21 protein-coding genes, 3 tRNA genes and 1 pseudogene are annotated in these 25,211 nt (G+C 57.9%); 11 read left to right on the top strand and 14 right to left on the bottom strand.

Features of this window, described 5'->3' with window-relative positions; genetic code table 11:
* Positions 1-74: 74 nt before the first annotated feature.
* Positions 75-1,556, bottom strand: a complete 1,482-nt coding sequence (locus HF327_RS02870) for a Ppx/GppA phosphatase family protein (protein WP_169106806.1) — start codon at positions 1,554-1,556, stop codon at positions 75-77.
* A 350-nt stretch (positions 1,557-1,906) separates the two neighbouring features.
* Here HF327_RS02870 and pstS point away from each other — a divergent pair, with 350 nt between their 5' ends.
* The 7 genes from pstS (at position 1,907) to phoR (ending at position 8,624) form a co-directional block, all read left to right on the top strand.
* Positions 1,907-2,938, top strand: coding sequence for a phosphate ABC transporter substrate-binding protein PstS (gene pstS / locus HF327_RS02865; protein WP_169106805.1), 1,032 nt, complete (start codon positions 1,907-1,909; stop codon positions 2,936-2,938).
* 159 nt (positions 2,939-3,097) lie between these two features.
* On the top strand, positions 3,098-4,036 hold the full coding sequence (gene pstC, locus HF327_RS02860; RefSeq protein ID WP_099736410.1) for a phosphate ABC transporter permease PstC: 939 nt from the start codon (positions 3,098-3,100) through the stop codon (positions 4,034-4,036).
* Positions 4,033-4,917, top strand: a complete 885-nt coding sequence (pstA, locus tag HF327_RS02855; protein ID WP_169106804.1) for a phosphate ABC transporter permease PstA — start codon at positions 4,033-4,035, stop codon at positions 4,915-4,917. The genes pstC and pstA overlap by 4 nt, the downstream gene beginning before the upstream one ends.
* Before the next feature lie 17 nt (positions 4,918-4,934).
* A complete protein-coding gene (pstB, locus tag HF327_RS02850; protein ID WP_099736412.1) occupies positions 4,935-5,711 on the top strand; it encodes a phosphate ABC transporter ATP-binding protein PstB in 777 nt (258 codons plus the stop codon).
* Positions 5,712-5,761: 50 nt separating this feature from the next.
* Positions 5,762-6,463 (top strand): phosphate signaling complex protein PhoU, encoded by a 702-nt coding sequence (gene phoU, locus HF327_RS02845; protein ID WP_099736413.1) that lies wholly within the window; start codon positions 5,762-5,764, stop codon positions 6,461-6,463.
* A gap of 18 nt (positions 6,464-6,481) precedes the next feature.
* Entirely contained in the window at positions 6,482-7,177 is a 696-nt protein-coding gene (phoB, locus tag HF327_RS02840; RefSeq protein WP_099736414.1) for a phosphate regulon transcriptional regulator PhoB, read from the top strand.
* Positions 7,178-7,223: 46 nt separating this feature from the next.
* Entirely contained in the window at positions 7,224-8,624 is a 1,401-nt protein-coding gene (phoR, locus tag HF327_RS02835) for a phosphate regulon sensor histidine kinase PhoR (protein WP_169106803.1), read from the top strand.
* A gap of 30 nt (positions 8,625-8,654) precedes the next feature.
* Here phoR and HF327_RS02830 read toward each other — a convergent pair whose 3' ends face one another.
* The 5 genes from HF327_RS02830 to trxA all read right to left on the bottom strand — a co-directional run bounded on the left by HF327_RS02830 (position 8,655) and on the right by trxA (position 14,192).
* Positions 8,655-10,022 (bottom strand): MATE family efflux transporter, encoded by a 1,368-nt coding sequence (locus HF327_RS02830; RefSeq protein ID WP_169106802.1) that lies wholly within the window; start codon positions 10,020-10,022, stop codon positions 8,655-8,657.
* Positions 10,019-11,746, bottom strand: coding sequence for a hypothetical protein (locus HF327_RS02825; protein ID WP_169106801.1), 1,728 nt, complete (start codon positions 11,744-11,746; stop codon positions 10,019-10,021). The genes HF327_RS02830 and HF327_RS02825 overlap by 4 nt, the downstream gene beginning before the upstream one ends.
* A gap of 174 nt (positions 11,747-11,920) precedes the next feature.
* Complete coding sequence (locus tag HF327_RS02820) at positions 11,921-12,166, bottom strand: type B 50S ribosomal protein L31 (RefSeq protein ID WP_099736418.1); 246 nt, start codon at positions 12,164-12,166, stop codon at positions 11,921-11,923.
* A gap of 159 nt (positions 12,167-12,325) precedes the next feature.
* The gene (rho, locus tag HF327_RS02815; RefSeq protein WP_099736419.1) at positions 12,326-13,588 is read right to left on the bottom strand and encodes a transcription termination factor Rho; all 1,263 of its coding nucleotides are present in this window, start codon (positions 13,586-13,588) and stop codon (positions 12,326-12,328) included.
* A gap of 274 nt (positions 13,589-13,862) precedes the next feature.
* Complete coding sequence (gene trxA / locus HF327_RS02810; RefSeq protein ID WP_169106800.1) at positions 13,863-14,192, bottom strand: thioredoxin TrxA; 330 nt, start codon at positions 14,190-14,192, stop codon at positions 13,863-13,865.
* Between the two features lie 214 nt (positions 14,193-14,406).
* On the opposite strand from trxA, the gene HF327_RS02805 reads away from it, so the two are divergent.
* Positions 14,407-15,693 carry a TIGR03862 family flavoprotein gene (locus tag HF327_RS02805; RefSeq protein ID WP_169106799.1) on the top strand — a complete coding sequence of 429 codons (1,287 nt, stop codon included), beginning with the start codon at positions 14,407-14,409 and terminating at the stop codon, positions 15,691-15,693.
* A gap of 391 nt (positions 15,694-16,084) precedes the next feature.
* On the opposite strand, the pseudogene HF327_RS22445 reads toward HF327_RS02805, so the two are convergent.
* Positions 16,085-17,005 (bottom strand): annotated as a pseudogene (locus HF327_RS22445) (transposase).
* Positions 17,006-17,473: 468 nt separating this feature from the next.
* Between HF327_RS22445 and HF327_RS02795 the strand changes: the two are divergent.
* Positions 17,474-17,779, top strand: a complete 306-nt coding sequence (locus HF327_RS02795) for a hypothetical protein (protein WP_169106798.1) — start codon at positions 17,474-17,476, stop codon at positions 17,777-17,779.
* A gap of 51 nt (positions 17,780-17,830) precedes the next feature.
* On the opposite strand, the gene HF327_RS02790 is transcribed toward HF327_RS02795, so the two are convergent.
* From HF327_RS02790 to HF327_RS02780, 3 genes are all read right to left on the bottom strand, one after another.
* Positions 17,831-17,906, bottom strand: a tRNA-Asn gene (locus HF327_RS02790).
* A 47-nt stretch (positions 17,907-17,953) separates the two neighbouring features.
* Positions 17,954-18,029 (bottom strand) — tRNA-Asn (locus HF327_RS02785).
* A 44-nt stretch (positions 18,030-18,073) separates the two neighbouring features.
* Positions 18,074-18,149: transfer RNA gene (locus HF327_RS02780), tRNA-Asn, on the bottom strand.
* Positions 18,150-18,366: 217 nt separating this feature from the next.
* Here HF327_RS02780 and def point away from each other — a divergent pair.
* Entirely contained in the window at positions 18,367-18,906 is a 540-nt protein-coding gene (gene def / locus HF327_RS02775) for a peptide deformylase (protein WP_169106977.1), read from the top strand.
* A 470-nt stretch (positions 18,907-19,376) separates the two neighbouring features.
* Positions 19,377-20,867 (top strand): nucleobase:cation symporter-2 family protein, encoded by a 1,491-nt coding sequence (locus HF327_RS02770; protein ID WP_169106797.1) that lies wholly within the window; start codon positions 19,377-19,379, stop codon positions 20,865-20,867.
* 188 nt (positions 20,868-21,055) lie between these two features.
* On the opposite strand, the gene HF327_RS02765 is transcribed toward HF327_RS02770, so the two are convergent.
* From HF327_RS02765 to cysD, 4 genes are all read right to left on the bottom strand, one after another.
* Positions 21,056-22,123: an NAD(P)/FAD-dependent oxidoreductase gene (locus HF327_RS02765; protein ID WP_169106796.1), complete on the bottom strand. Its 1,068-nt coding sequence runs from the start codon at positions 22,121-22,123 to the stop codon at positions 21,056-21,058.
* A 36-nt stretch (positions 22,124-22,159) separates the two neighbouring features.
* Complete coding sequence (gene fdxA, locus HF327_RS02760) at positions 22,160-22,489, bottom strand: ferredoxin FdxA (RefSeq protein ID WP_099736426.1); 330 nt, start codon at positions 22,487-22,489, stop codon at positions 22,160-22,162.
* Positions 22,490-22,634: 145 nt separating this feature from the next.
* Complete coding sequence (locus HF327_RS02755) at positions 22,635-24,011, bottom strand: sulfate adenylyltransferase subunit 1 (RefSeq protein ID WP_169106795.1); 1,377 nt, start codon at positions 24,009-24,011, stop codon at positions 22,635-22,637.
* A 141-nt stretch (positions 24,012-24,152) separates the two neighbouring features.
* Entirely contained in the window at positions 24,153-25,085 is a 933-nt protein-coding gene (gene cysD, locus HF327_RS02750; RefSeq protein WP_169106794.1) for a sulfate adenylyltransferase subunit CysD, read from the bottom strand.
* Between the last annotated feature and the right edge of the window lie 126 nt (positions 25,086-25,211).

Below are 25,211 nucleotides of genomic sequence, written 5' to 3'. Positions count from 1 at the left end.
ATGAGCACTGAATCAAAAAGGGACTGCGGTGCAGTCCCTTTTTGTTGCGTTATCGCTGTATCCGGAGCACCGGTTCAGCGCAGATGCAGCTTCAGGCTCCAGGGCGACTTGCTCCAGGCCATAGCTTCTTCTTCCAGCAGCCGGGCCGATTGTGGGTAGGTCAGCATCCAGCCGATGGGTGTGGTCAGCCTGAATTCCGTGCCTGTGCGTTTGAGGGTAATGCCTTGCATGTCCGGGTCGCGGCGCGTGTGGCATAGCTGTACAGCAAGGCGCAGCGCCATCAGCGGCAGAGCGACTTCGGGGTCGCCAATCACGGCATCCAGCTTGCGCAGCTTGCCTTGGTGGCCCAGCACCAGCTGGCAGATGCGCTCGCGCAGCTCGGGCTCCCAGGTGGCCTGGCTGCAATGCTCGGTAATGTAGGCACCATGACGGTGGTAGTTGCTCAGCGCCACGCGCATGCCCACCTCGTGCAACTGCGCGGCCATGCCCAGCGCCTTGGTCGCTAAAAGCGAGGGCGCTGTGGACTGCATTTGCTGCAGCAGCTCGGCGGCAACGTGCTGTACGCGGTGCGCGTGGGCCTCGTCCACGCCAAAATCCAGCTGCAGACCTCTGATTTCGGCGGCTTCCTTGTCGGCGGGTGGCTCATGGTCCAGCAGGTCATGCAAAACGCCCTGACGCAGCGCACCTTGTGCGACTTCCAGCTCGGTAATGCCCAGCAAGTCCACCACGGCCATCATCACGCTGATGCCGCCAGCCACCACGGCGCGGCGGTCTTCTTTGAGACCGGGAATGCGCAGCTTGTCCACATGGCCGATGTCCAGCAACTGCTCATACAGATGGCGCAACTTGGCTGGCGTGATGACGCGGCCATCCAGGCCTTGTGCCGTGAGCGCATCGGCCACCGCATTGGCCGTGCCGGATGAAGCATAGGCGCAGTCCCAGGCAGTGCCAGGGTAGGCAAACTGGGCGTGAGCCAGACTTTGCCTGGCGGCGGCCATGGCAGTCTGAAAGTTGGCTTTGTTCAGCATGCCATCGCTGAAGTAATGCGCGCTCCATGAGACGCTGCCCAGCGCAAATGAGGCAACCTGCAGCGCCTTGCTGTGCTGGCCGATGATGATTTCGGTGGAGCGGCCACCAATGTCAATGACCAGGCGCTTTTGCTGGCTGGGCGGCAGCGAGCTGGCCACGCCGCGATAGATCAGGCGGGCTTCTTCTTCGCCGGAAATGACCTCAATCGGAAAGCCCAGCAACTGGCTGCCGCGTTCCACAAACTCCTGAGCATTGATGGCTTCGCGCAGGGTCTGGGTGGCCACGGCACGCACTTGCGCGGCCTTGAAGCCCGTCAGGCGTTCACCAAAGCGGGCCAGGCATTCCCAACCACGCTCCATGGCCTCGCGGGAGAGTTCATGGCGTGCATTCAGCCCGTTGCCTTGGCGCACGGTTTCCTTGAGGTACTCCACACGCTCAATGCGCTGGTGGGAGCCGATGCGGCCAATTTCAAGGCGAAAGCTATTGGAGCCAAGGTCTACGGCAGCAAGCAGTGATTCAGGGGCCATTTCTGAGCCAATCTATGTGTTGTTCTAAGAGTGTGAGCGCGGGCGCTAATTCGCGCCGCGCCTAAAGTTCTGAAATATGCAGTACAGACGCGGTTCTGGCTGGCTTCAGGCGGGTTTCAACCTTTTCCAAGTCAGGTATTTGCCAACCATGACGTTGTCGGCGCTGGCTTCTCTGACACGTGCTTTTGCACAGAGCAGGGGCAGAATTTTGCGAATGAAATATGACGGTTGCATGACGCGAAAAACTGCTGTTTCACTCGGCGGCGTATTGAAATGTATGTGTCACGACGCTGTCATAAAAGCTTTTTACAGTTCACCCATCGAATCTTTCAACCCTAAGAGGTCGTTTCATGAAGTTGTCCTTGATTCACGTTCTGGTGGCTGGTGCTTTGTCTGCAGGTGGCATGGCCCAAGCGAACCAGGAAGCCACTGGCGCTGGTGCGAGCTTCCCGGCTCCTCTGTACTCCAAGTGGGCTGCTGACTATCACAAGGCCACAGGCGTCAAGATTAATTACCAGTCGGTGGGCTCCAGCGCTGGCGTCAAGCAGATCGAAGCCAAGACCGTGGACTTCGGTGCTTCGGATGAGCCCCTGAAAGACGATGAGCTGACCAAGAAGGGTCTGGTTCAGTTCCCCACTGTGATTGGCGGCATTGTGCCCGTGGTCAACATCAAGGGTGTGGCTCCCGGTCAGCTCAAGCTCTCGGGTCAGGTGCTGGGTGACATCTATCTAGGCAAGATCACCAAGTGGAACGATGCCGCCATCACGGCTTTGAACCCTGGTGTGGCGCTGCCTGATGCCGCCATCGCCCCTGTGCGCCGCGCTGATGGCTCGGGAACCACCTTTGGTTTCACCAACTACCTCTCCAAGGTCAACGCCGAGTGGAAGGAAAAAGTAGGTGAAGGCAAGGCGGTGAACTGGCCCACAGGTGCGGGTGGCAAGGGTAACGAAGGCGTTGCTGCTTTCGTCGGTCGCCTGCCCAACTCCATCGGCTACGTTGAGTACGCCTATGTGAAGCAAAACAAGATGACCTTCACGCAGCTGCAGAACAAGGATGGCGTCTATGTCTCTCCTGACGACGAAACCTTCAAGGCGGCTGCTGCCGGTGCTGACTGGGCCAAGAGCTTCTATCAAATCCTGACCAACCAGTCTGGCAAGAACGCCTGGCCCATCACCTCGGCCACGTTTATCCTGATGCACAAGTCGCAAGACAAGCCTGCTCAGGCCGCCACCTCGCTGAAGTTCTTTGAGTGGACTTACAAGCAGGGCGACAAGACCGCTGCCGATCTGGACTATGTGCCCATGCCTGAAGCGGTGAAGACGGTGATTTACAAGTCCTGGAACAATATCAAGGACACTTCCGGCAAGGCCGTTTCCCAGTAATGTGTGAGTGGCAAGGTGCCGTTCCGGACGGCACCTTTGCTGCTTCTTTCAACCTTTGCGAATAAAGGCGCCCACGTGTCCACAACGTCGCCCTCCAGCTCGCTGGCTGCTTCTACCGATGCCGCCAAGCGACGCTCTCCCTCACCGCCACGAGCACCGATGATGTCGGGTCGTCTGGCGGATCGCCTGTTTGGTGTCTTAGCGCGCAGCGCAGCGATTTTGACGCTGGTGCTGCTCGTGGCCATCATGGGCTCGTTGATTGTGGGCGCCTGGCCCGCCATTCATCAATATGGTCTGGGCTTTCTGACCAGCAGCGTCTGGGATCCCGTGCAGGACCAGTACGGTGGTCTGGTCATGATTTACGGCACGCTGGCCACTTCCGCCATCGCGCTCTTGATTGCAGTGCCCGTGAGCTTTGGCATTGCCCTGTTTTTGACGGAGCTGTCGCCCGCCTGGCTCAAGCGCCCGCTGGGTACGGCCATTGAGCTGCTGGCTGCGGTGCCATCCATCGTTTATGGCATGTGGGGCCTGATGGTGTTCGGCCCTGTGCTCGCCACCTATGTGCAGCAGCCTCTGCAGTCGCTGCTGACCGGCGTGCCCTATCTGGGCGCTTTTGTCTCTGGCCCGCCCGTGGGTATCGGTATTTTGTCGGCCGGCATTATTCTGGCGATCATGATCATCCCGTTCATCGCCTCGGTGATGCGCGATGTGTTTGAAGTCACGCCTGCGCTGCTCAAGGAATCTGCCTACGGTCTGGGCTCCACGACCTGGGAAGTGGTCTGGAAAGTGGTGCTTCCCTATACCAAGACCGGTGTGCTGGGCGGCGTCATGCTGGGCCTGGGCCGCGCTTTGGGTGAGACCATGGCCGTCACCTTTGTGATCGGCAACATGAACCAGCTCAATTCGTTGTCCGTCTTCGAAGCGGCCAACAGTATCACCTCGGCGCTGGCCAATGAATTTGCGGAAGCGGGCGAAGGCCTCCACCAGGCATCGCTGATCTATTTGGGTCTGGTGCTGTTCTTCATCACCTTTGTGGTGCTGGCCATGTCCAAGCTGCTGCTCAATCGCCTGCAGAAGAATGAAGGAGCCCGCTCATGAGCTCGACCTCCACAAAAATGCTCAATGCCGCCGATCTGGCGGCCGTGCGCCAGGCCAAGTATGACAAGCGCAAGCGTATGAACCTGCTGGCGCTGGCCCTGTCCTTGGCGGCCATGCTGTTTGGTGTCTTCTGGCTGGTCTGGATTCTGTGGGAAACCGTGCGCCAGGGTGTGGGCGGTCTGAGCTTTGCGCTGTTCTCGCAGATGACGCCGCCGCCCAATGATGAAGGGGGCATTGCCAATGCCATCTGGGGTTCTCTGATGATGGTGGCGCTGGCTACGTTTGTGGGCACGCCCATCGGCGTGATGGCAGGCGTCTATCTGGCCGAATATGACAAAAAGAGCTGGTTGGCCGGAGCAACCCGCTTTGTGAATGACATTCTGCTGTCGGCTCCCTCGATTGTGATCGGCCTGTTTGTCTACACCGTAGTGGTGATACGCCTCAAGAGCTTCTCCGGTATCGCCGGTGTGATTGCGCTGGCGCTGATTGTGATTCCCGTGGTCATTCGCACTACGGAAAACATGCTGGTGCTGGTCCCTGCCAGCCTGCGCGAAGCGGCCTATGCACTGGGTACGCCCAAGTGGAAGGTCATCATCATGGTCACGCTGCGTGCCGCACGGGCCGGTGTGATTACCGGTGTGCTGCTGGCGGTGGCCCGTATTGCGGGTGAGACCGCACCGCTGCTGTTTACCGCACTGAACAATCAGTTCTGGAATGCCGACATGACCAAGCCTATGGCCAGTCTGCCGGTCACCATCTTCAAATTTGCGATGAGCCCGTATGAGAACTGGCAGCAACTGGCCTGGGCCGGTGTGCTTCTCATCACCGTGGCGGTGCTGGGTCTCAATATTCTGGCGCGCTACATCACTCGCCAAAAATAATTCGAAAGTTCACGATCATGACTGCAACCACTGCTCCCTCCAACGTTAAGCTGGCTGTGCGCGACCTGAACTTCTACTACGGCAAGTTCCACGCACTCAAAAACATCAATCTCGACATTCCCGAGAAAAAGGTCACGGCCTTTATCGGCCCTTCGGGCTGTGGCAAGTCCACTTTGCTGCGTACCTTCAACCGCATGTTCGAGCTGTACCCCGAGCAGCGCGCCGAAGGCCAGATTTTGCTGGACGGCGACAACCTGCTGACCAGCAAGCAAGATGTGGCGCTGATTCGCGCCAAGGTGGGCATGGTGTTCCAGAAGCCGACGCCGTTCCCCATGTCCATCTACGACAACATCGCCTTTGGCGTGAAGCTGTTTGAAAGCCTGAACTCTTCCGACATGGACGACCGCGTGGAATGGGCGCTGCGCAAGGCGGCGCTGTGGAATGAAGTCAAGGACAAGCTGCAACAAAGCGGCTCTGGCCTCTCGGGTGGTCAGCAGCAGCGCTTGTGCATTGCACGTGGCATTGCCATCAAGCCCGAAGTACTTTTGCTCGATGAGCCATGCTCGGCACTGGACCCTATTTCGACGGCCAAGATTGAAGAACTGATTGCGGAACTCAAGAGCGACTACACCGTCGTCATCGTGACCCACAACATGCAGCAGGCCGCACGTTGCAGCGACTACACGGCTTATATGTACCTGGGCGACCTGATGGAGTTTGGCGAGACCGAAAAAATGTTCTTCAAGCCCGAGCGCAAAGAAACAGAAGACTACATCACTGGCCGGTTTGGTTAAGAGCCTAAAGCGGTCGCTAAGACCTCGAAAAACTGAGAAGGATTAGAGCAATGACAGAAAAACATTTGTCCACCCAGTTCGATGCGGAACTCAACCGCGTCTCGGCCCGCGTCATGGAGCTTGGCGGCCTGGTCGAGTCGCAGATCCGCAATGCCGTCTATGCGCTGACCAGCTTCAACCTCGATACGGTGGAGCAGGTCATCAGCACCGAGCAGCAGGTCAACGGGATGGAGGTCGAAATTGACCATGAGCTGTCTTCCATCATCGCCCGCCGCCAGCCCACGGCGCGGGATTTGCGTTTGCTGATCGCTTTCTCCAAGGCCACGGCCAATCTGGAGCGCATGGGCGACGAGGCCTGCAAGATGGCCCGTATGGTCAAGTCCATCATTGAAAGCGGCGCAGCGCGTTCGCTGCCCAGCGGAGAGCTGCGCATGGCGGCACAGATGGCTTCAGAGCTGTTGCGTAAGACACTGGATGCGTTTGCCCGTCTGGATACCAAGGCCGCGGTAGCGATCCTGAAAGAAGATGACCTGATCGACGAAGAGTTTGATGGCTTTGTGCGCAAACTCATCACGTACATGATGGAAGACCCACGCACCATCTCGGCCAGTCTCGACCTGCTCTTCCTCGCCAAGGCCATAGAGCGTATTGGCGATCATTCCAAAAACGTGGCCGAGCTGATCATCTATCTGGTCGAGGGCAAGGATGTGCGCCACCAGACCATGGCCGAAATCGAATCGGCAGTGCTGTAAGCAGGAGGCAACCGAGGGATGAAGAAGATGCCTATGGTTCTCATCGTTGAGGACGAACCTGCGATTGCAGAGCTGATCGCAGTCAATCTGAGGCATAACGGCTTCCAGCCCGTGTGGGCAGAAGACGGTGTTTCGGCGCAGCGTGAGCTGGATGCCGTGCTGCCCGATGTGATCTTGCTGGACTGGATGCTGCCCGGTGCCAGCGGCCTGTCTCTGGCGCGAAAATGGCGTGCCGACAGCCGCACCAAGGGCGTGCCCATTCTGATGCTGACGGCACGTGGCGACGAGCCCGACAAGGTGGCCGGTCTGGATGCCGGTGCGGATGACTACATCACCAAGCCTTTTTCCACGCAGGAGCTACTGGCCCGCATTCGCGCCGTGTTGCGCCGTCGCGCGCCCGAGCAGGTGCAGGACAAGGTCAGCATGGGCGAGCTGATGCTGGATGCAGCGGCCCACCGCGTGAGCTGGCAGGGCGATTTGCTCAAAATCGGCCCCACAGAGTTCAAGCTGCTCAATTACCTGATGAAGCACCCCGAGCGCGTGCACAGCCGTGCCCAATTGCTGGACAAGGTCTGGGGCGACCATGTCTTTATTGAAGAACGTACGGTGGATGTGCACGTCAAACGCCTGCGTGAATCGCTGGGCGTGGCCGGTGCGCTGATTGAAACTGTGCGCGGTGCGGGTTACCGTTTCAGCGCGCAGGCTCTGGGTTGACAGCGTTTTTCCGAGCCTTGGCTAAACATCACAATAAAGAGCAAATATGGGATGGCGTGCTTTTCGATTCTTAGCCTCTCAGATCGCCGCAGGCCTTGTGCTCTGGCTGATCTGGGTCTATCTCATTCACCCAGAAGCGACACCGGCCCAGCAGGTGATGGTGGTACTGGCTGGCTTTTGTCTGGGTGGCTGGATCTGGTGGCTGGTTGATAGTTGGAATGGCGCGCGGCTGCTGCGCTGGCTGCGTCAGTCAGAGCTGGGCGCTGCGCCTGATCTGTCTGGCATCTGGGGCGAGGCCGGTGTGCGTATGCGCCGCTGGATTCGCCAGGGTGAGCAGCAGGTGCACCAGGGCGATCAGCGCCTGAATGATATTTTGTCTGCTCTGCAGGCCAGTCCCAACGGCGTGGTGTTGCTGGATGAGCAGGGCCGTATTGAATGGTGCAACCAGATATCGGCCAAGCAGTTTGGCTTTGATGCCAAGCGTGATGTGCTGCAAAGCATTGGTAACTTGGTGCGAGACCCGCAGTTCAGCGCTTACTTTGCTGCACATGACTTCACGCATGACTTGGTCATGCAGGGGCGAGAAAGTACGCCTTCGCGGCCTGTGCGCCTTTCTGTGCAGCTTTATGGTTATGGCGAAGGCCGAAAGTTGCTGCTGGCGCGCGATGTGACTGCGCTAGAGCAGGCCGAGGCCATGCGCCGCGACTTTGTGGCCAATGTCTCGCATGAAATTCGCACGCCGCTCACGGTGCTGGCGGGCTTTGTCGAAACGCTGCAGAACCTGCCGTTGGAAGAAGATGAGCGCAACCGCTATCTGGAGCTGATGGCCCAGCAGGCCGAGCGCATGCGGCATCTGGTCGAAGATTTGCTCACGCTTTCGCGTCTGGAAGGTAGCCCGCTGCCCAGCAATAACGATTGGGTGTCGGTGGCGCACTTGCTTACTCGCTGCGAGAACGAGGCGCGCGGACTGTCTAACGCCCTGACGCGCAAGCAGGTCAGGCCTCATGTATTGAATTTCCCCGATGAAGCTGCGCTCAAGCATGCTGGTGAAATCGCCGGTGCCAGTGCAGAGCTACACAGCGCATTTTCCAATTTGCTGGCCAATGCCATGCGCTACACCCCGGCGGGTGGGCAGATTGATGTGAGCTGGCAGATTCTGGATGATGGAACGGCCCGCTTTTCCGTCAAGGATTCAGGCCCGGGGATTGACGAGAAGCATGTCTCACGCCTGACGGAGCGCTTTTACCGGGTAGACCGCAGCCGCTCGCGTGATACAGGCGGCACGGGGCTGGGGCTGGCCATCGTCAAGCATGTGCTGCAGCGCCATGGCGCCAAGCTCCACATTTCAAGCGCAATGGGCAAGGGCTCGGAATTTTCTGTGACCTTCCCGGTGACGCGGGTGCGTTCCAGCAGTGCGGATGCTACGGCCTCGCTGCTCTCTCGGTAAGAGCAGCGAGGCGAGGTTCAGTACTCAGCGCTACTGGGCGGGCTGGACTGATTCAGGGCTGCGAATCACTTTGAACAGAATGCTGCTGAAGGCAATGGCGGTCACAAACAAAGCCGCAGCGCTGCACGCCCAGAACAGCATGGGCGTGGTCTGCCAGTCTTGCCAGGCGGGGCCGGCCTGCCATTCGTAGGTCAGCCAGTATCCTATGCCCAGGCCGCCGCCCCAGAGCAGCACGCAGTAAATGAGCAGCGGAGCCACGGTCACGCGGTAGCAGCGCAGCACAAAGATACAGTAGGTCTGCACACAGTCGGCTATATGGTAGGCGGCCACAGAGAGCAGCAACCAGGAGGCGAGAGCCAGCACCTTGGGGGAGTCTGTGTAAATGTCCACAATCAAGCCACGAGCTATTAAAAGCGTAGCTGCTAGCGTAATTCCAATAAGGGCTGAGAGCTTGAAGCACTGCTGAATCAGGCTGCGCGCCTGCGCTTCATCACCCGCGCCGCGCCAATAGCTGACGCGGGCGCTGGTGGCAATGGCCAGCGACAGCGGCACCATATAGAGAATGGCGGCCAGATTGGCTGCAATCTGGTGGCTGGCTGATGAGAGCGAGCCCTGGCGCGCCACATACAGGGCCATTAGCGTGAAGGAGGTCACCTCCACCAGAATGGCCAGCCCGGCGGGCACGCCCAGACGGCAGAAATACCCGAGTTGTTTCCAGTCTGGTGGTTCCAGCTTGGTCCAGAGCGCCAGTGGCTCATAAAAATCCTGCACGCGCACCAGCCACAGGGCAATGGCAAACATGGTGTAGTTGACCAGCAGCGTTGCCAGTGCGCAGCCCACAGCGCCCATGGGCTGCAGGCCCAGGCCTCCAAATGTGAACCAGATGGACAGCGGTATCTTGATCAGCAGCGAAAGCAGTTGCAGCCAGGTGACCAGCTTTGGGTGGCCCAGCGCCTGATTCAGTGCGCTGTAAATGCGAAACAGCAATGCTGGCGGCAAGCCCCAAGCCAGTACGGCCAGATAGCGTTTGACTTCGTGCTGAAGCGCGTCTGGCACATCGGTCCAGCGCAGCAGCGCATCGGGCATGAGCAGCACGGCCATGCCAAGCATGCAGGCCAGCACGCACAGATACATGGACTGCCGCAGCGACCGGCCAATAGCCAGTGGCTGGCCTGCGCCGCGTTGCTCTGCCCACAGCGGCAGCAGGGCCTGAAAAATGCCCATGAGCGAGGCATAGACGCTGACGAAAATGGCGGAGCCTACGGACAGGGCGGCCAGCGCATCGTCGGAATAGCGGCTAGCGACAATGGTGTCGGTGGTGCCAAAGGCCATGACGGCCAGCTGGCCAGCCAGCACCGTGCCGGCGTGGCGGCCTATGTGTTGCAGCTCGCCCTTCATTGCACAGCTGCGGAATCTGTGCGCTTGAGCAGAATCAGCACTTCCTTGCGGCCGCTCAGGCGGGTGATACGGCTCACTTCATTCCAGCCCTGGCGCAGCTTGATATTGTGGTCGCCCGCCCAGCGGTCGGCATCGACCAGCGCCCAGTTGCATGGGGCGGTTGGGTTGTGGCGCAGCAGGGCGGTATCTACATGGGTGTAGTAACGCACGGCTGCTATTTGCGAGCGACCCAGACCATAAGTCAGCACGCAGCCGGTGGCCTGTGCTTTTTGCATCTCATCGGCCAGTTGGGTCATCTGAAATTCATAGCTGCGCGCATGGTCCAGTGGTGCGATCCAGAGTGTGGACAGAAGCACCCAGCTCAGCGTGGCGCCGCCTGCAGGCAGAACCAGACTCTTCCAGATGGCGGCGCGATTGCGCGAGGTGCGCCAGACCACCAGCGCAAACCAGCTGGCTGTGGCGATCAGTGCAGTCAGAACTGAAATCCAGGAAATGCTTGCTTCAAATTGAGGAGCTAGTCGCGCAATATTGGAGGCGATCTTGGGTGGATATCCTGTCTGAAATGCCAGCCAGACCACCCAGATGGCGATGGCCGAAACGGTGAAGAACAGCAGCGTAAACCAGTCAATTAACGCGCTGATGCTGCGGCGGAAGGTGGGCAGTGCAAAGGCAGCTAGCGTGGCAATGGCAGGCAGGCCGAGCAGCAGGGCGCGGTCTGCGGGGGTGCTGCTCAGGCAGGCGGCGACGGGCACTCCTGCAAACAGCAAGGCAATGGACAAATGAGCGTTTTTGCGGGGCGACGAAATCTGACGGCGCCAGACCCACAGTGTCCACAAAGCCAGCGGCCATGCGGGCCAGCAGAACCACAACAGCAGCTGCAGCAGTCCACTCAGGTCGCTGACGGAATCCACCAGGTGCCAGACCCATTGGTCAAGGGCGGTGGTCAGCATGGCGGCCAGAACCGTGGCCGCCAGCCATGCCGCAGCCCAGATGCGGGCTTGACGATGGGCGCGACCGGGGTTATCGCCCCAGCTGTGCTGCGTGAAGGCAATCAGACTGCCGCCCAGACCAAATAGTATGGCCATGGTAGGCGCGCCGCTCAGGGCCAGACCCAGCAGGCCGATGAGAAGTGCAACAGCAGATTTGTTGGGGTGGTAGGCCATGGCGGCCACCGCAAAAAAGACCAGCGCCGTGCAGCCCAGCTGGGTGACGTAGCTGGTCGTTTCATGGGATGGCTGGGCCAGCCCCAGTGTGGCGACTAGTGCCAGCAATGCCGCATCGGCCATGGCACGGGAGTAGTCAATCAGCTGTGCTTCGCCGCCAAAGGCAAAGGCAACGGGCTGTGCGCCAGGGGTTCGGGCCAGGTAGTAGGCGCCCCACCAGGTAGCACCCAGCGTGAGAACCAGTAGTGCAATAAACGGCAGACGTGTGGCCATCTCGGGCCCGATCAGCCACCCAAAGCCTTGCAACGACAGGGCACCCAGCCAGTAGGGCAGCAGGCCATCCATGCTAGGGGAAAGGCCGGAGAGCTTGGGTGCCAGCCAGCTGGTGTGGCCCAGAGCCAGCTCCCGCATGAAGCCAAAGGCCTCCATGTCGTTGGAGCGCCAGGGGCCACGCATGACAAAGCCAGGAATGACGTAGGCCAGGCACAGCAAAAGCAATGCCCAGCGAGGCAGGCGGCGCACAGCGCTTTGGGCAACGATGGCGGGTGTGGGCTGGTTCACACAATCAATCCAGTAGCGGCGGTGCAAAGTTGCACGGCCAGATCAAGCGGTAGCGCTGGAAAATAAAGCGCAGGGTGCTGCGATGATAGGAGCGTTGAGGGCGCTGCGGAGCAGACCTCAAAAGAAAAGGCAGCACGGTTGCCCGAGCTGCCTTTGTCAGCGAAAAAGTAAAAATTACTTCTTGCCGAAGCGGTTGCGGAACTTCTCCACGCGGCCACCCATGTTGTCCACCGACTTTTGTGTGCCAGTGTAGAAGGGGTGCGACTCAGAAGTCGTGTCCAGCTTGAACAGGGGGTATTCCTTGCCTTCGAAGTTTTCTGTTTCCTTGGTGTTCACGCACGAACGGGTCACAAACTTGAAGCCGTTGGACATGTCCACGAACAGAACTTCGCGGTAGTTAGGGTGAATGCCTTCTTTCATGATCTTCCTTTGGTCAAGTGCGGTAGCCGTGCCTGACCTGCTACAACCCTTGTAGCAGTGGTTAATCAAGCGTACTTTCCGCAATAGAAAAAGCCCACCATTATAACGTGGCGGGCCTGATGAGTTTAATACAGGCTAAAGCCCGTATATGGCAATTTATTAACCGCCGCGACGCATCATGTCGAAGAATTCGACGTTGTTCTTCGTCGCCTTCATGTTCTTGATCATCAGCTCCATGGATTCGATCTCATCCATGTTGTACATGAACTGACGCAAGATACGCGTCTTTTGCAGAATCTCGGGAGCCAGCAGCAACTCTTCGCGGCGTGTGCCGCTCTTGTTGAGTTCGATGGCAGGGAAAACGCGCTTTTCGTAGAGGCGACGGTTCAGGTGCAGTTCGCTGTTACCTGTACCCTTGAACTCTTCAAAGATCACTTCGTCCATGCGGCTGCCGGTATCGACCAGCGCTGTGGCGATGATGGTCAGAGAACCACCTTCTTCCACCTTGCGGGCCGCGCCAAAGAAGCGCTTGGGGCGCTGCAGAGCGTTGGAGTCCACACCACCCGACAACACCTTGCCCGACGAAGGCACGACGTTGTTATAGGCGCGTGCCAGGCGGGTGATGGAGTCCAGCAAAATGACCACATCCTTGCCCAGTTCTACCAGACGCTTGGCGCGCTCGACAACCATTTCGGCCACGTGAACGTGGCGTGTGGCGGGCTCGTCGAAGGTGGAGGCAATGATTTCGCCCTTGACCGAGCGCTGCATTTCCGTCACTTCTTCGGGGCGCTCGTCGACCAGCAGCACCATCACGTGTACATCTGGGTAGTTGGATGTGATGGCGTGAGCAATGCTCTGCATCATCATGGTCTTGCCGCTCTTTGGAGGGGCAACAATCAGTGCGCGCTGGCCGCGGCCGATGGGTGCAATGATGTCAATGATGCGGCCGGTAATGTTTTCTTCACCCTTGATGTCGCGTTCAAGGCGCAACTGCTCCTTGGGGAACAGAGGGGTCAGGTTTTCAAACAGCACCTTGTGCTTGTTTTGTTCGGGTGGGTTGCCGTTGACCTTGTCGAGCTTGGTCAGGGCAAAGTAGCGCTCGCCATCCTTGGGGATGCGCACTTCGCCTTCGATCATGTCGCCGGTGTGGAGATTGAAGCGGCGCACCTGACTAGGGGATATATAGATATCGTCCGTGCTGGCTGTATAGCTTGTGTCGGGGCTGCGCAGGAAGCCAAAGCCGTCGGGCAGAATTTCGAGCACGCCGTCGGCAAAAACTTGTTCGCCCGCTTTTGCGCGCTTTTTGATGATGGCGAACATCAGTTCTTGCTTGCGCATGCGACCGACGTTTTCGATCTCAAGCGCTTCGGCCTGCTTCAAGACTTCAGACACGTGCAGTGCCTTGAGTTCATTAAGGTGCATGAAATGACTCCAAGCGTGGAGTGAGAATAACCAGGGGGGAGGCGTAGAGCCTAACGAAACACTGTGAAAGTGGGCAGGCTTGCCTGAAGAAAAATCCAGCGCGGTCCCATGCGGTGGCCGGCGGTTTAACCATTATGACAGGAAAAGCGGCACAGCCTGCAAGCTATTTATTTAGGGCCTGTCATCTGCTGCCTGCTTTGGGCGATCTGCAGATGTTGGGGGTCAAGCCCAAAAACAAACAGGGCCTCAAATGAAGCCCTGTTTGCTGAGCACATCAGATGTGCTGGTCGAGGAATGCCGACAGCTGAGTCTTGTTCAAAGCCCCCACCTTGGTGGCGGCCAGCTGGCCATCCTTGAACAGCATCAGTGTGGGGATGCCGCGAATGCCAAATTTGGCAGGAATTTCCCGGTTTTCGTCCACGTTCATCTTGGCGATCAGCACCTTGCCTTTGTAGCTTTCAGCCACATCGTCCAGGATGGGTGCAATCATCTTGCAGGGGCCGCACCATTCAGCCCAGTAATCTACCAGCACCGTAGTGCCGGGTTGCAGTACGTCAGATTCAAAGCTTGCATCAGTGATGTGCTTGATCAATTCGCTAGCCATTTGTAGTCCTGGATTTTCTTGAATCAAAAAAGGTTGACGGTGTATCCGCCTAGTGACTTGATTGTGACAGAAACTCATCTCCCGCTGCATTGTGTGGCGGTTGTTTGCAGCTATGACGTTAATAGTGCCTGTCTTATCGCAGAAATGCCTGCGGTGGTATTCTGCGCAGCCTTTGGTAGTCCGTTGGCTGCCTGTTGAATTAGGTAATAGAAGTATGAGTTTCTCGGAGCCGTTGGTGGCCGATTCTGAAGTGGTCTGTGATGTGGCAGTAGTGGGTGCAGGCCCTGCCGGGCTGATGGTGGCTGAGCAGTTGGCGCAGGCTGGTTTGTCTGTGCGAGTGTTTGAGGCCAAGGCCTCGGCTGCGCGTAAGTTCCTCATGGCTGGCAAGGGAGGGCTCAACCTCACGCATTCAGAGGAGTTTGCGAGTTTTGTCACGCGTTATGGCTCTCGTACTGAGGAGTTGACGCCCTGGTTGCAGCATTGGGGTGCAGAAGAATTGAAGGCCTGGGCTGCAAGCTTGGGCTTTGATACCTTTGTGGGTACGTCGGGCCGAGTCTTTCCCGCAGATATGAAGGCGGCGCCACTGCTGCGCGCCTGGTTGGTGCGTATGAAAGCCCAAGGGGTCAAGTTTCATATGCGCCATCGTTGGCTGGGCTGGGATGCAGATGGAAAGCCCGTGCTGCAGACGGAAAATGCGAAGGTTAAGGTGAGCTGTAAGGCTTTTGTGCTGGCAGCCGGCGGTGCAAGCTGGGCTCGTCTGGGCTCTGATGGCGCATGGGCTCCGTTGCTTGAAGGCCAGGGTGTAGATCTTGCGCCACTGCAAGCAGCCAACTGTGGCTTTGATGTGGGTGGGGCAGGGGGGCGTGCAGCAGGCTGGAGCGACCTATTTGTTCAGCGCTTTGCCGGTCAGCCTTTCAAGCCTGTGGTTCTGCGATTCACCGATGACCAGGGCGCCCGCTTTGCGCGCCAGGGTGAATTTGTCGCGACACAGACGGGGGTGGAAGGTAGCCTGATTTATGCTGTTTCTTCCATGCTGCGGGACTGTATTGCTCGTCAGGGGCATGCGACGCTTGAGCTGGATTTGCTGCCGCAATTTAGCGCCGAGCGTGTGCTGAAAGAGGTCATGCACCCGCGGGGTTCGCGCAGCCTCAGTAGCCACCTCAAAGGGAGGTTGGGTCTGGATGGCATCAAGGCCGGTCTTCTGTATGAAGTTCTTGGTAAAGATGGAATGGCAGATTCCTTACGCTTAGCTGCAACGATCAAGGCAGTGCCTTTGACGGTGAATGCGCCGCGCCCTATTGATGAAGCCATTAGTACTGCGGGCGGCGTGCGTCTTGAAGCTCTGGATGAACATGGCATGTGCTCAGCGCTTCCTGGGGTGTTTTGTGCTGGGGAAATGCTGGACTGGGAGGCGCCTACAGGGGGTTATCTGCTGACCGCATGCATGTCATCGGGTGTGCATATTGCCTGTGGCGTTATGAAATACCTGCAAGGTAAGTAATTTTGTGTAGATGTTTTGGCAATAGGCAAACTGCATTAATTTTTGAGAATGTATTTGTCGTGAGAAAGATTGTTCTTGCTTTAACTAGCGGATAAGCAGGCGGCCTTCGTGCCGCTCACGACAAGAGGTCTCCCCAAGTGTTCACACGCGCTTGATTCGCTGAAGCAGCCTTTACTGCGGTTCACCGTCATCAGTATTGTTTTTTCTGGTGCCAATGCTTGGAGGGGTGCTGTTTACATTGTTCAATGTCGGTGATTCCTTGCAAGAAGTGACAACGCATCGGCTGCAGGAAACTGTCAAAACGTTAACGTGCTTTACTGCCAATGAACTGGAGCTGATCTCAGGTGCTTTGTGAAGTCTGGCAGAGCTTGATGATGCTAGAAGAGGGCGCTCAGTCGATGGGGCGCTGCCAGTGATCTTTTTCCTGGTAGTTCTGGAAACAATCCAGTTCCTGGTGGATAGAGGGGTTCTGCCGTCTTCTGGACTCCCTGGGCAACATCAGCTTCAAACTCGAACGTGGATGGATTTCGTTGAAGTGCCCAAATTCCTGTGCCAATTGCGCCGGTACGGCTGATGCACCGCGCAGATCCATGCGGCTTATGTGGTCTCGTTGAGGGTGTGACGACGCTCTCTGTCATGCACATTGCTTTGTGGGCTGCGCATGGGTAATGTTGGTGGCTTGATATCCAGTGACCTTGCAACTGTGCGCGTCTCGTGTGCGATAAAGGTATCGCCGTTGCCGCTGAGGATTATCCATAGGGATGTCATAGGCCGCGCCGAAGCGTTGTTCTGCAGCCTGTGCAAGCATTTTGCGCACGGCTCGCACGGCAGCCTTTTATCCTCCCAAGCCCGCCACGCCAGTATCTCAAGGTCATGGCAGGCCGACAGACTTCATTGGCTGTCCTTGGGCAGTAAGGGCGAGCGCGCAATTCTCTTTTTGCGGCGGTGACCTCCACGGCTTCCTTGAGAATCTCGTCCTCAAAGTTCTTCTTGCTCCGTGTGCGTTACAGCTTGGCGATCTAGGCGCGGGCTGGGGCTAATTGCGATGCAGGCGAAACCGCTTCGAAGGCTCCTGTCGCGACTAGCGCACCGTCCCGCTCGTCTGCGCCAAGTAAGTAGCAAAACTGGCCGATAGGCCTTCCTGGCGGGTCACGAGCGACGTACTCATGCCAGGTGCATGTGTTTTGCGAATCAAGGCCGACTTTTCTGAGGTTGACTAGCGTTGATGGTGCTGATCGTGGGTGTTGACTTCGATCGTATCTATGTGCTTAGTTGTATGTGCGGTCCTATGCCTATGTGAAAGATAAGCGATGAGCCGTGTCTGGGGGGGAGGGGGCTGACTCCCCAAGTTCGTGAAGTCTGGCGCTTGTACTTCAATAAACTAGCCTTCACCAAATGCGGTGTGATTCAGTTCGCTGGCGCTGCTTGAGAAGTTGATTCACTCTCAAGTGGAGGTTCGTTGCAAGATCAAGCGTAGGCTGCATTTGATGGCCTGGATTCTGCGGAGGCGTAGCGGATGCTTTCGCAATTGCGCAGGCATTTTGCATGAATTGAAGTGTTACAAAAGTGCGTGGGTGTAAACCTACATGCTTTATATGGTGCTGATGCAGAATTCTGAGGCATATCGGTGCTTTGCTTGGGGTTGTGTGGGCGGGTAGCTATCCTACGGGGGGAACTCTTGGAGTGGGACAGTTGCTAGAACCTGGACTCATTACGCTGGCAGTGTTGCTTGATGAATGAGTGCGATAGACGCACTTGATCATTAGTAAAGGAGGTCGACATGTTTTTCGGCAAGATTTTTGGCTTTGGGCGCTCCGAGCCGCGCTATATCCGCCGTACACGTGCCTACCTGCAGGAGGCGCGCATGGCCATGCTGGAGCACACGATTGCGGCAGAGCATTACCAGTCATCTGCGCAGATGTATGCCGAACGAGCGACGCGGCTTGAAGAAGAGCTGCACGCCTGGGAGCAGGGTGACCAACATGCTCCTGCGGTGCCGCATCACTATGCCTATCCGACACGTGCAGTGCAAAAGGCCGTTGCAGTAGATGCAGCGCCGGTCAGTGGCGTGGTTCGCGCTGCTTGAGGGTGGCAAAAAAGAAAAGCCTGTATGCGTGAACATACAGGCTTTTTATGGTGGCTCCTCAACCTGGGCTCGAACCAGGGACCTACGGATTAACAGTCCGGCGCTCTACCAACTGAGCTATTAAGGAAGATGTCTTTAAGACCTGCCTTGAGCGATTGCAAGGCAATTAAATTTTGGCTCCTCAACCTGGGCTCGAACCAGGGACCTACGGATTAACAGTCCGGCGCTCTACCAACTGAGCTATTGAGGAAAATGTTGGCTAATGCTTTGAAATGATCAAGGCATTGGAATTCTTGGCTCCTCAACCTGGGCTCGAACCAGGGACCTACGGATTAACAGTCCGGCGCTCTACCAACTGAGCTATTGAGGAAGAAGACCCAGATTATAGGACGGAAAAACAGGCTCGCAGGAAGTTCGCCAGAATTTCACCAAATTCTTTACGTTTGAGCTCATCAATGGCTAGGTCGGAGATGCTGTGCGGGGCTGGCGCTATGCTTTTGAATGTTCGCTACAGCAATGTAGCTCTTTGCTTTGAGGGTATGGAGCGCAAAAGCGGTGGCTCAAAGGCTGCCGCGCATGGTACTTATATGACAGTTCAAACAATTTTAAAAATGGGTGACTCCCGCCTGCTGCAGGTTGCCAAGCCTGTGACTGAATTTGATACGGATGCTTTGCACCTGCTTCTTAAGGACTTGTTGGACACCATGCATGCTGCCAACGGAGCTGGTTTGGCTGCTCCTCAGATTGGTGTCGATCTGCAAGTCGTGGTGTTTGGTTCGGGGCAACCCAATCCTCGTTATCCCGACGCACCTATCGTGCCGATCACGGTGTTGATCAACCCTGTCATCACGCCTGTAGGTCAGCAGGAGTTGCTGGATTGGGAGGGTTGCCTTTCTGTGCCAGGGATGCGAGGCATGGTGCCACGCTGGAATACTGTGCGTTATACCGGCTTTGATATCTATGGTGACCCCATAGATCGGACGGTGGAGGGCTTTCATGCGCGAGTGGTTCAGCACGAGTGCGATCACCTTTGGGGCAAGCTCTACCCCATGCGGATGCGGGACTTCAGTCAATTCGGCTTTACGGATGTGCTGTTCCCCGGCATTGCCCAGGCTGAGGATGATTGATTTCTCTTTGCCTTCGCCTTGACGCTTCGTTTCACGCGCCACTTTTGGGCTGCTGGGGCTGCTTTAGTCAGGCTTAGCGAGAGCAAAAATGTAAGTATTTAGTTCGTTTTTCCACTTTGGAAAGGTTATGGTCAGCACTTTGTATACAAAACTGTAGACAATTTTTGCATTCTGTCGACGTACATTCTCAACTCATGCCCTGTTGGGTATGGCTTTGATTGCGTAATGGAATAGTCCGCCTGACGGACATTGCGCAATCGAAGGAGATTGATGGACTAGCTTAGGTGAATGAAAGAGTTGTTTGCTCTTCGCATGCGCCAGATCGTTCTCGCATAGAAGAGCGACAGGCAGCGACACAAGTCACGAGGCTGCGCATCAAAAAATCGCAGCGTTTGAGTGTGTTGTAAATCGAATAAATAGAGCAAAAGGCCTCCAGAGCCTTAGTACGTTGGACAAATTAGGAGACAGAGATGAGCGATCAGACCGGAGCGCCCCAGAGTTCGGGTGCCCAGCGGCCCGAGGATGAGAACTTGGGCTTCGCAGCCAACCTCATGTATGGCCTGCAACATGTGTTGACGATGTATGGCGGCATTGTGGCTGTGCCTTTGATTGTTGCTGAAGCTGCCGGCATGTCCGCGGCCGATGCCGGTCTGCTGGTGACTGCTTGCCTGTTCATGGGCGGGGTTGCAACGCTGTTGCAGACCTTGGGCCTGCCTTTCTTTGGTTGCCGTTTGCCTCTGGTGCAAGGCGTCTCGTTCGCGGGCGTTGCCACCATGGTCAGCATTTTGCATACCGGTGGCGGTATGCAAGGCGTGCTGGGGGCTGTCATGTATGCCTCGGTACTGGGCTTGATCATTGCACCGGTTTTCTCGCGCATTACCAAATTCTTCCCGCCATTGGTCAATGGCTGCGTGATTACGGTTATTGGCATGTCGCTGATGCCTGTGGCTGCGCACTGGGCCATGGGCGGCAATGCCAAGTCTGCTGATTACGGTAGCATGGGCAACATCGGTCTGGCTGGCCTTTCCCTGTTCATGGTTCTGCTGTTCAGCAAGCTGGGCAATGCCATGCTGTCGCGCCTGTCCATTCTGATGGCGATTGTGGTGGGGACGGTGACTGCCGTGTTCGTCGGTAAGGCTGATTTCTCGCAAGTCCTCAGCGGCCCCATCTTTGCCGTGCCCACACCGCTGCACTTTGGCTGGCCTACCTTTGATATGGCAGCCACCATCTCCATGTTCATCGTGATTCTGGTGATCCTGGTGGAGACCTCGGCAGACGTTCTGGCCGTAGGCGAAATCGTGGACAGCCCTGTGGACGGTCGCCGCCTGGGTGATGGTTTGCGCGCTGACATGCTCTCCAGCATCGTTGCGCCTATCTTCGGCGGCTTCACACAAAGTGCATTTGCCCAAAACGTGGGTCTGGTTGCTGTGACTGGTGTCAAGAGCCGCTTTGTGGTGGCGTTCTCCGGTCTGATCCTGATCGTGTTTGGCGTGCTGCCCGTCATGGGTCGTATCGTGGCTTGCGTGCCTCCCTCTGTGCTGGGCGGCGCGGGCCTGGTGCTGTTCGGCACCGTGGCTGCCAGTGGCATCCGTACTCTGGCCAAGGTGGAGTACAACAACAATATGAATCTGATTATTGTTGCCACTTCGGTGAGTGCAGGCCTGCTGCCTGTGGTGGCTCCCAAGTTCTACGACCAGTTCCCTGACTGGTTTGCGACGATTTTCCACTCCGGTATCAGCGCAACAGCGCTGGTTGCTGTGACTCTGAACCTGGTCTACAACCACTTCAAGCAAGGCAACTCCGATCAGCCTTCCGTGTTTGAAGCGGGCTATGGTCGTGTTTTGAGCCAGCATGTGCTGGAAGCTCTGGCTGATGGTGACCGTGTTGAAGGTGGCAAGGTGTTTGATAAGGAAGGCAAGGAAGTGCCGGTCATTCAAGCCAAGCCTGCTCACGGCCATTGATTTGAATAAGAGCGCTGGCACCCACCCGCTCAACCGACGGTTGAGCCTCAAAAGAGGTGTTGACGGGTCTCAACGAAGTGCGCGCGGTGGGGTCAGATAGCCCCGTCGTGATTGACACCGCTATCCCATGCAGATGGGGTAGCGGTTTTTTTATGCCTGCGGCGCGCAGGCAGAGATGGGCCGGATATTTAGTGAGCGACGCCCAGAATGGCGTGCAGACGGGCGCTGGTGGTCGTGTATTCCAGCAGCGGCTTGCTGCCTTGCAGGTACTCGGCAGCGGCAAATGCGGCCATGGTGGCTTCATGGAAGGCGCAGAGAATCAATCGTTTCTTGCCCGGGTAGCTGACGATGTCGCCAATGGCATAAATGCCTTGGGCGCTGGTGGCCAGCGTGGCAGGGTCTACCAGCAGTTGCTTGCGCTCCAGTGCCAGTCCCCAGTCCGTCACTGGGCCTAGCTTGGGGGAGATACCCTGAAAAATTAGCAATTGCTTGATGGCAAGAGGCTGTTCATTGCCCTCACCATCCATCCATTGCACGGCGTTGAGCTGGCCGCTTTCTTGTTGAATGTCGGTGATCTGACCAATCAGCACCTCAATGGCACCGGATTCGCGCAGCTGCTGAAGCTGAGCCAGCTGCGCAGGCTCGGCATTGAAGCTGTCGCGGCGGTGCATGAGCTGGGTCTTAGCGGCAGTTGCAGCACAGCTGATGGCGGCGTTAACCGCTTCTTCATCACCGCCATAGACCAGCACATTGTGGCCAGCTGCCATATCCAGTTGCAGCGGGTGATAGTGCAACTGGCCCGCTGTCAGCAGCTCTACGCCTGCAACTTTCAAGGCCTTGGGCACAAAAGCGCCCACGCCTGCGGCGACAAAGACGGTGCGGGCGTGAAAGACCGCGCCGGCAGAGCTTGAGACTTGCCAGCGCCCGTCCTCCATGGCTTGCAGGGTCTGAACCTGCTGGCCCAGGTGGCGGGGCACGTTCATGGGCTCAATCTGCTTTTCCAGCAGTTGCACCAGTTCTAGCCCCGTACAGACCGGGATGCCGGGCACGTCGTAGATGGGCTTGTGAGCATAGAGCTGGCTGCACTGGCCGCCGACATGGGGCAGTGCATCAATCAGATGGGCGTGAATGCCCTGCAGGCCTAGCTGAAAGGCCTGAAACAAACCCGCCGGACCTGCGCCAATGATGAGGGCGTCGGTTTCCACGGCGGGTTGTGGGGAAGAGGATACGTTGGGCGTTGCGTTGGACAGGCTCATGCTGTCGAGCGTAGCGCAGACGGCACCCTGAGCGGCTTAGCGCTCGAGCAAATCCACTTTATTTGGCTTGCCATTCCACTCGTCGGCATCAGGCAGCGCAGCCTTGCGCTTGGTGATGCTCTTCCAGGTCTTGATCTGGGAGAGATCGACGTTCAGCTTGATGAAGGCCAGCTGATCAGCAGGCACATCTTCTTCGGCAAAGATTGCGTTCGCTGGGCATTCGGGAATGCAGACTGCGCAGTCAATGCACTCATCGGGATCGATGACCAGGAAGTTAGGACCTTCACGGAAGCAGTCCACGGGACAAACATCCACGCAATCGGTGTATTTGCACTTGATGCAATTTTCGGTAACGACGTGAGTCATTGGGATTCTTCTTGTAGGGTGGGATTGGTAAACCCTGTGATTCTAGGTTTTTTCCCGCTTGGCGCCAGTGCCAGGTTGGATAAGGCCGCACGGTGATCTGGTTTGCAGCCCAGATCACCGTGCGGCCGTGGTGTGTTTGCCGGGTTCAGTGCACCAGCACTGCACCAGCAGTTGCGTTGCTGGCCGTGTCCACCAAAATCATGGCGCCCAGCTGGCGAGCCTGTGTGAAGGGGGCCGCGGGGATGGCTTCCTGCAACACCAGCTCCACCTGGCCGATGGCGTTGGCTTCGAGCTGCTGGGCTTGTTCTTCGCCCAGTGTGTTGATGTTGAGGCGGTGCACCAGACGGCGTGCCTTGGCCTTGACCCAGCGGTGGCCGTGCAGCGCCCAGTAGATGCGGCCGGGCACCAGAGGCTCGTTGTCCATCCATGCGACGGTGGCCGTGATCTCGCGGGTGCTGGGCCATGGGCTGACCGCTGCCGGGGCATCAAAGTCGTCTTCGGCGGCGGCTGCAGGCGCCACGGGTGCTGCCACAATCCAGTCGCCACGCGAGACATCGACCTCGCGGTCCAATGTGATGCCGGCGGACAGGCCTGCGTGCACTTCCCTGGGCGCGCGGGCATGGTCGATGACCTGGGCCACGGTGGCCAGCTGGCCGCTGGGCAGAACCTGCACCTGTGCACCGACCTGCGCCACGCCTGTGGCGACGCGGCCCCAGAACACGCGGCGGCCTTGGCTGGTGTCGGCAGAAGACGAGAACTTCTCGACCCATTGCACGGGGAAGGCCAGCGCCTGCGCGCTGTCGGTAGGGGTGTTGGGTAGTTGCTCCAGCACTTGCAGCAAGCTGGGGCCGTTGTAGCCCGCCCAGCCCGCTTCGGTGTTGACCACGTTGAAGCCCTTGAGGGCTGACACGGGTACGGTGGCTGTGACCTTGATATCGGCAGAGGCTGTAAATTTTTGCAGCGCAGCACTGATGTGGGCGAAGGCCAGAGCCGGGTCTTGCACCGCATCGAGTTTGTTGACCGCGAAGATCAGCGAGTTCACGCGCAGCAAATGGGCAAGCAGGCTGTGGCGGCGGGTCTGGGGCAGCAGCTCCAGATCGGCATTCTTCCAGTCCAGCTTGGTGGCATCGACCAGCACCACGGCGGCGTCGGCGCTCGATGCAGCCGTCACCATATTGCGGGTGTACTGCTCGTGGCCGGGCGCATCACCAATGATGAACTTGCGCGACTCGGTGGCGAAGTAGCGGTAGGCCACGTCAATGGTGATGCCTTGCTCGCGCTCGGCGGCCAGACCGTCGGTCAGTAGCGCCAGATCGGTCTCGCCGCTCTTGGTGACCCCAGCCAGCTGGTCTTGCAGCACGGCGCGGGTATCGACCAGCAGACGGCCAATCAGCGTGCTCTTGCCGTCATCGACGGAGCCGCAGGTGATAAAGCGCAGCGCGTTGCTGTTATCAGTATCAAATTGGCCTGCAGTGCTTGAGGCAGTAGCGCTAGCAGCTACGGAATTAATAGTTTCAGTCATCACATTCTTTCGAAAACAGGCATGTTCCACCCAGAGACACCAAGGAAGCGCCGCCGCGCACCGAGGGTGTCGCCCCCCTTCCGGAAAGCGAAGCGCTGCGAGAGAAGGGGGAAGGCGCGTCAGCGCCTCAGGGGGATGTCGTTAGAAGTAACCGTCCTTTTTGCGCTTTTCCATAGACGCTTCGCTGGTCTTGTCATCCATGCGGGTCGCGCCGCGCTCGCTGACTTCGGCAGACAGGGTCTCAATCACGATGTCTTCGGCCGATGCGGCGGTGCTTTCCACCGGGCAGGTGCAGGTGATGTCGCCCACGGTGCGAAAGCGCACATCGCGCTGCACGATTTCCTCGCCATCACGCGGGGGGGTCAGCTCGGTCACGGGCACCAGCAGGCCCTTGCGCTCCACCACATCACGCTTGTGGGTGTAGTAGAGGCTGGGCAGGGCGATGTTTTCGCGGGCGATGTACTGCCACACGTCCAGCTCCGTCCAGTTGCTGATGGGGAAGACGCGAAAATGCTCGCCTTGAGCAATGCGGGTGTTGAACAGCGTCCACAACTCAGGGCGCTGATCCTTGGGTTGCCACTGACCAAAGCTATCGCGGTGGCTGAAGATGCGCTCCTTGGCGCGGGCCTTTTCTTCGTCACGGCGAGCGCCGCCGATCAGCGCGTCAAAGCGGAACTCTTCAATCGCTTCCAGCAGCGTCACCGACTGGTGCACATTGCGCGATTCGCCGGGGTGAGCCAGTCGCACGGTGCCGCGCGCCATGGAGTCTTCCACGCTGCGCACGATCAGCTCGGCACGCAGTTCCTTGGCCCGCTGGTCGCGGAAATCGGTCACTTCATGGAAGTTGTGGCCGGTGTCGATCATCAACAGCGGGTAGGGAATGCGGCCCACGCCAAACGCCTTCTCGGCGCAGCGCAGCATGACCAGTGAATCCTTGCCGCCCGAAAACAGCAGGGTGGGGCGTTCAAACACGGCAGCCACTTCGCGCAGGATGAAGATGGTTTCTTCTTCCAGCGCATCCAAATGGCGGTTGCTGAGATGGCTCAGGACGGAGGTATCCACTCGGGCGTTCATTGTTTGTCCAATCAAATCGTGCTTTAGCGCTTGTGAGAAAAGCGCTGGTAGCTATCTTTTTAAAAGCAATTTCTCAAAACTGGTGCGACCCGAACAACGGGGCAGCGAGCTAGGGCCGCCCCGGCG

Origin of the sequence: Comamonas suwonensis (genome assembly GCF_012844455.2) — a bacterium.
Classification (GTDB): Bacteria; Pseudomonadota; Gammaproteobacteria; order Burkholderiales; family Burkholderiaceae_C; genus Comamonas; species Comamonas suwonensis.
The sequence above is the reverse complement of the archived record's forward strand: the minus strand, read 5'-3'. Positions and strand labels throughout refer to the sequence as shown.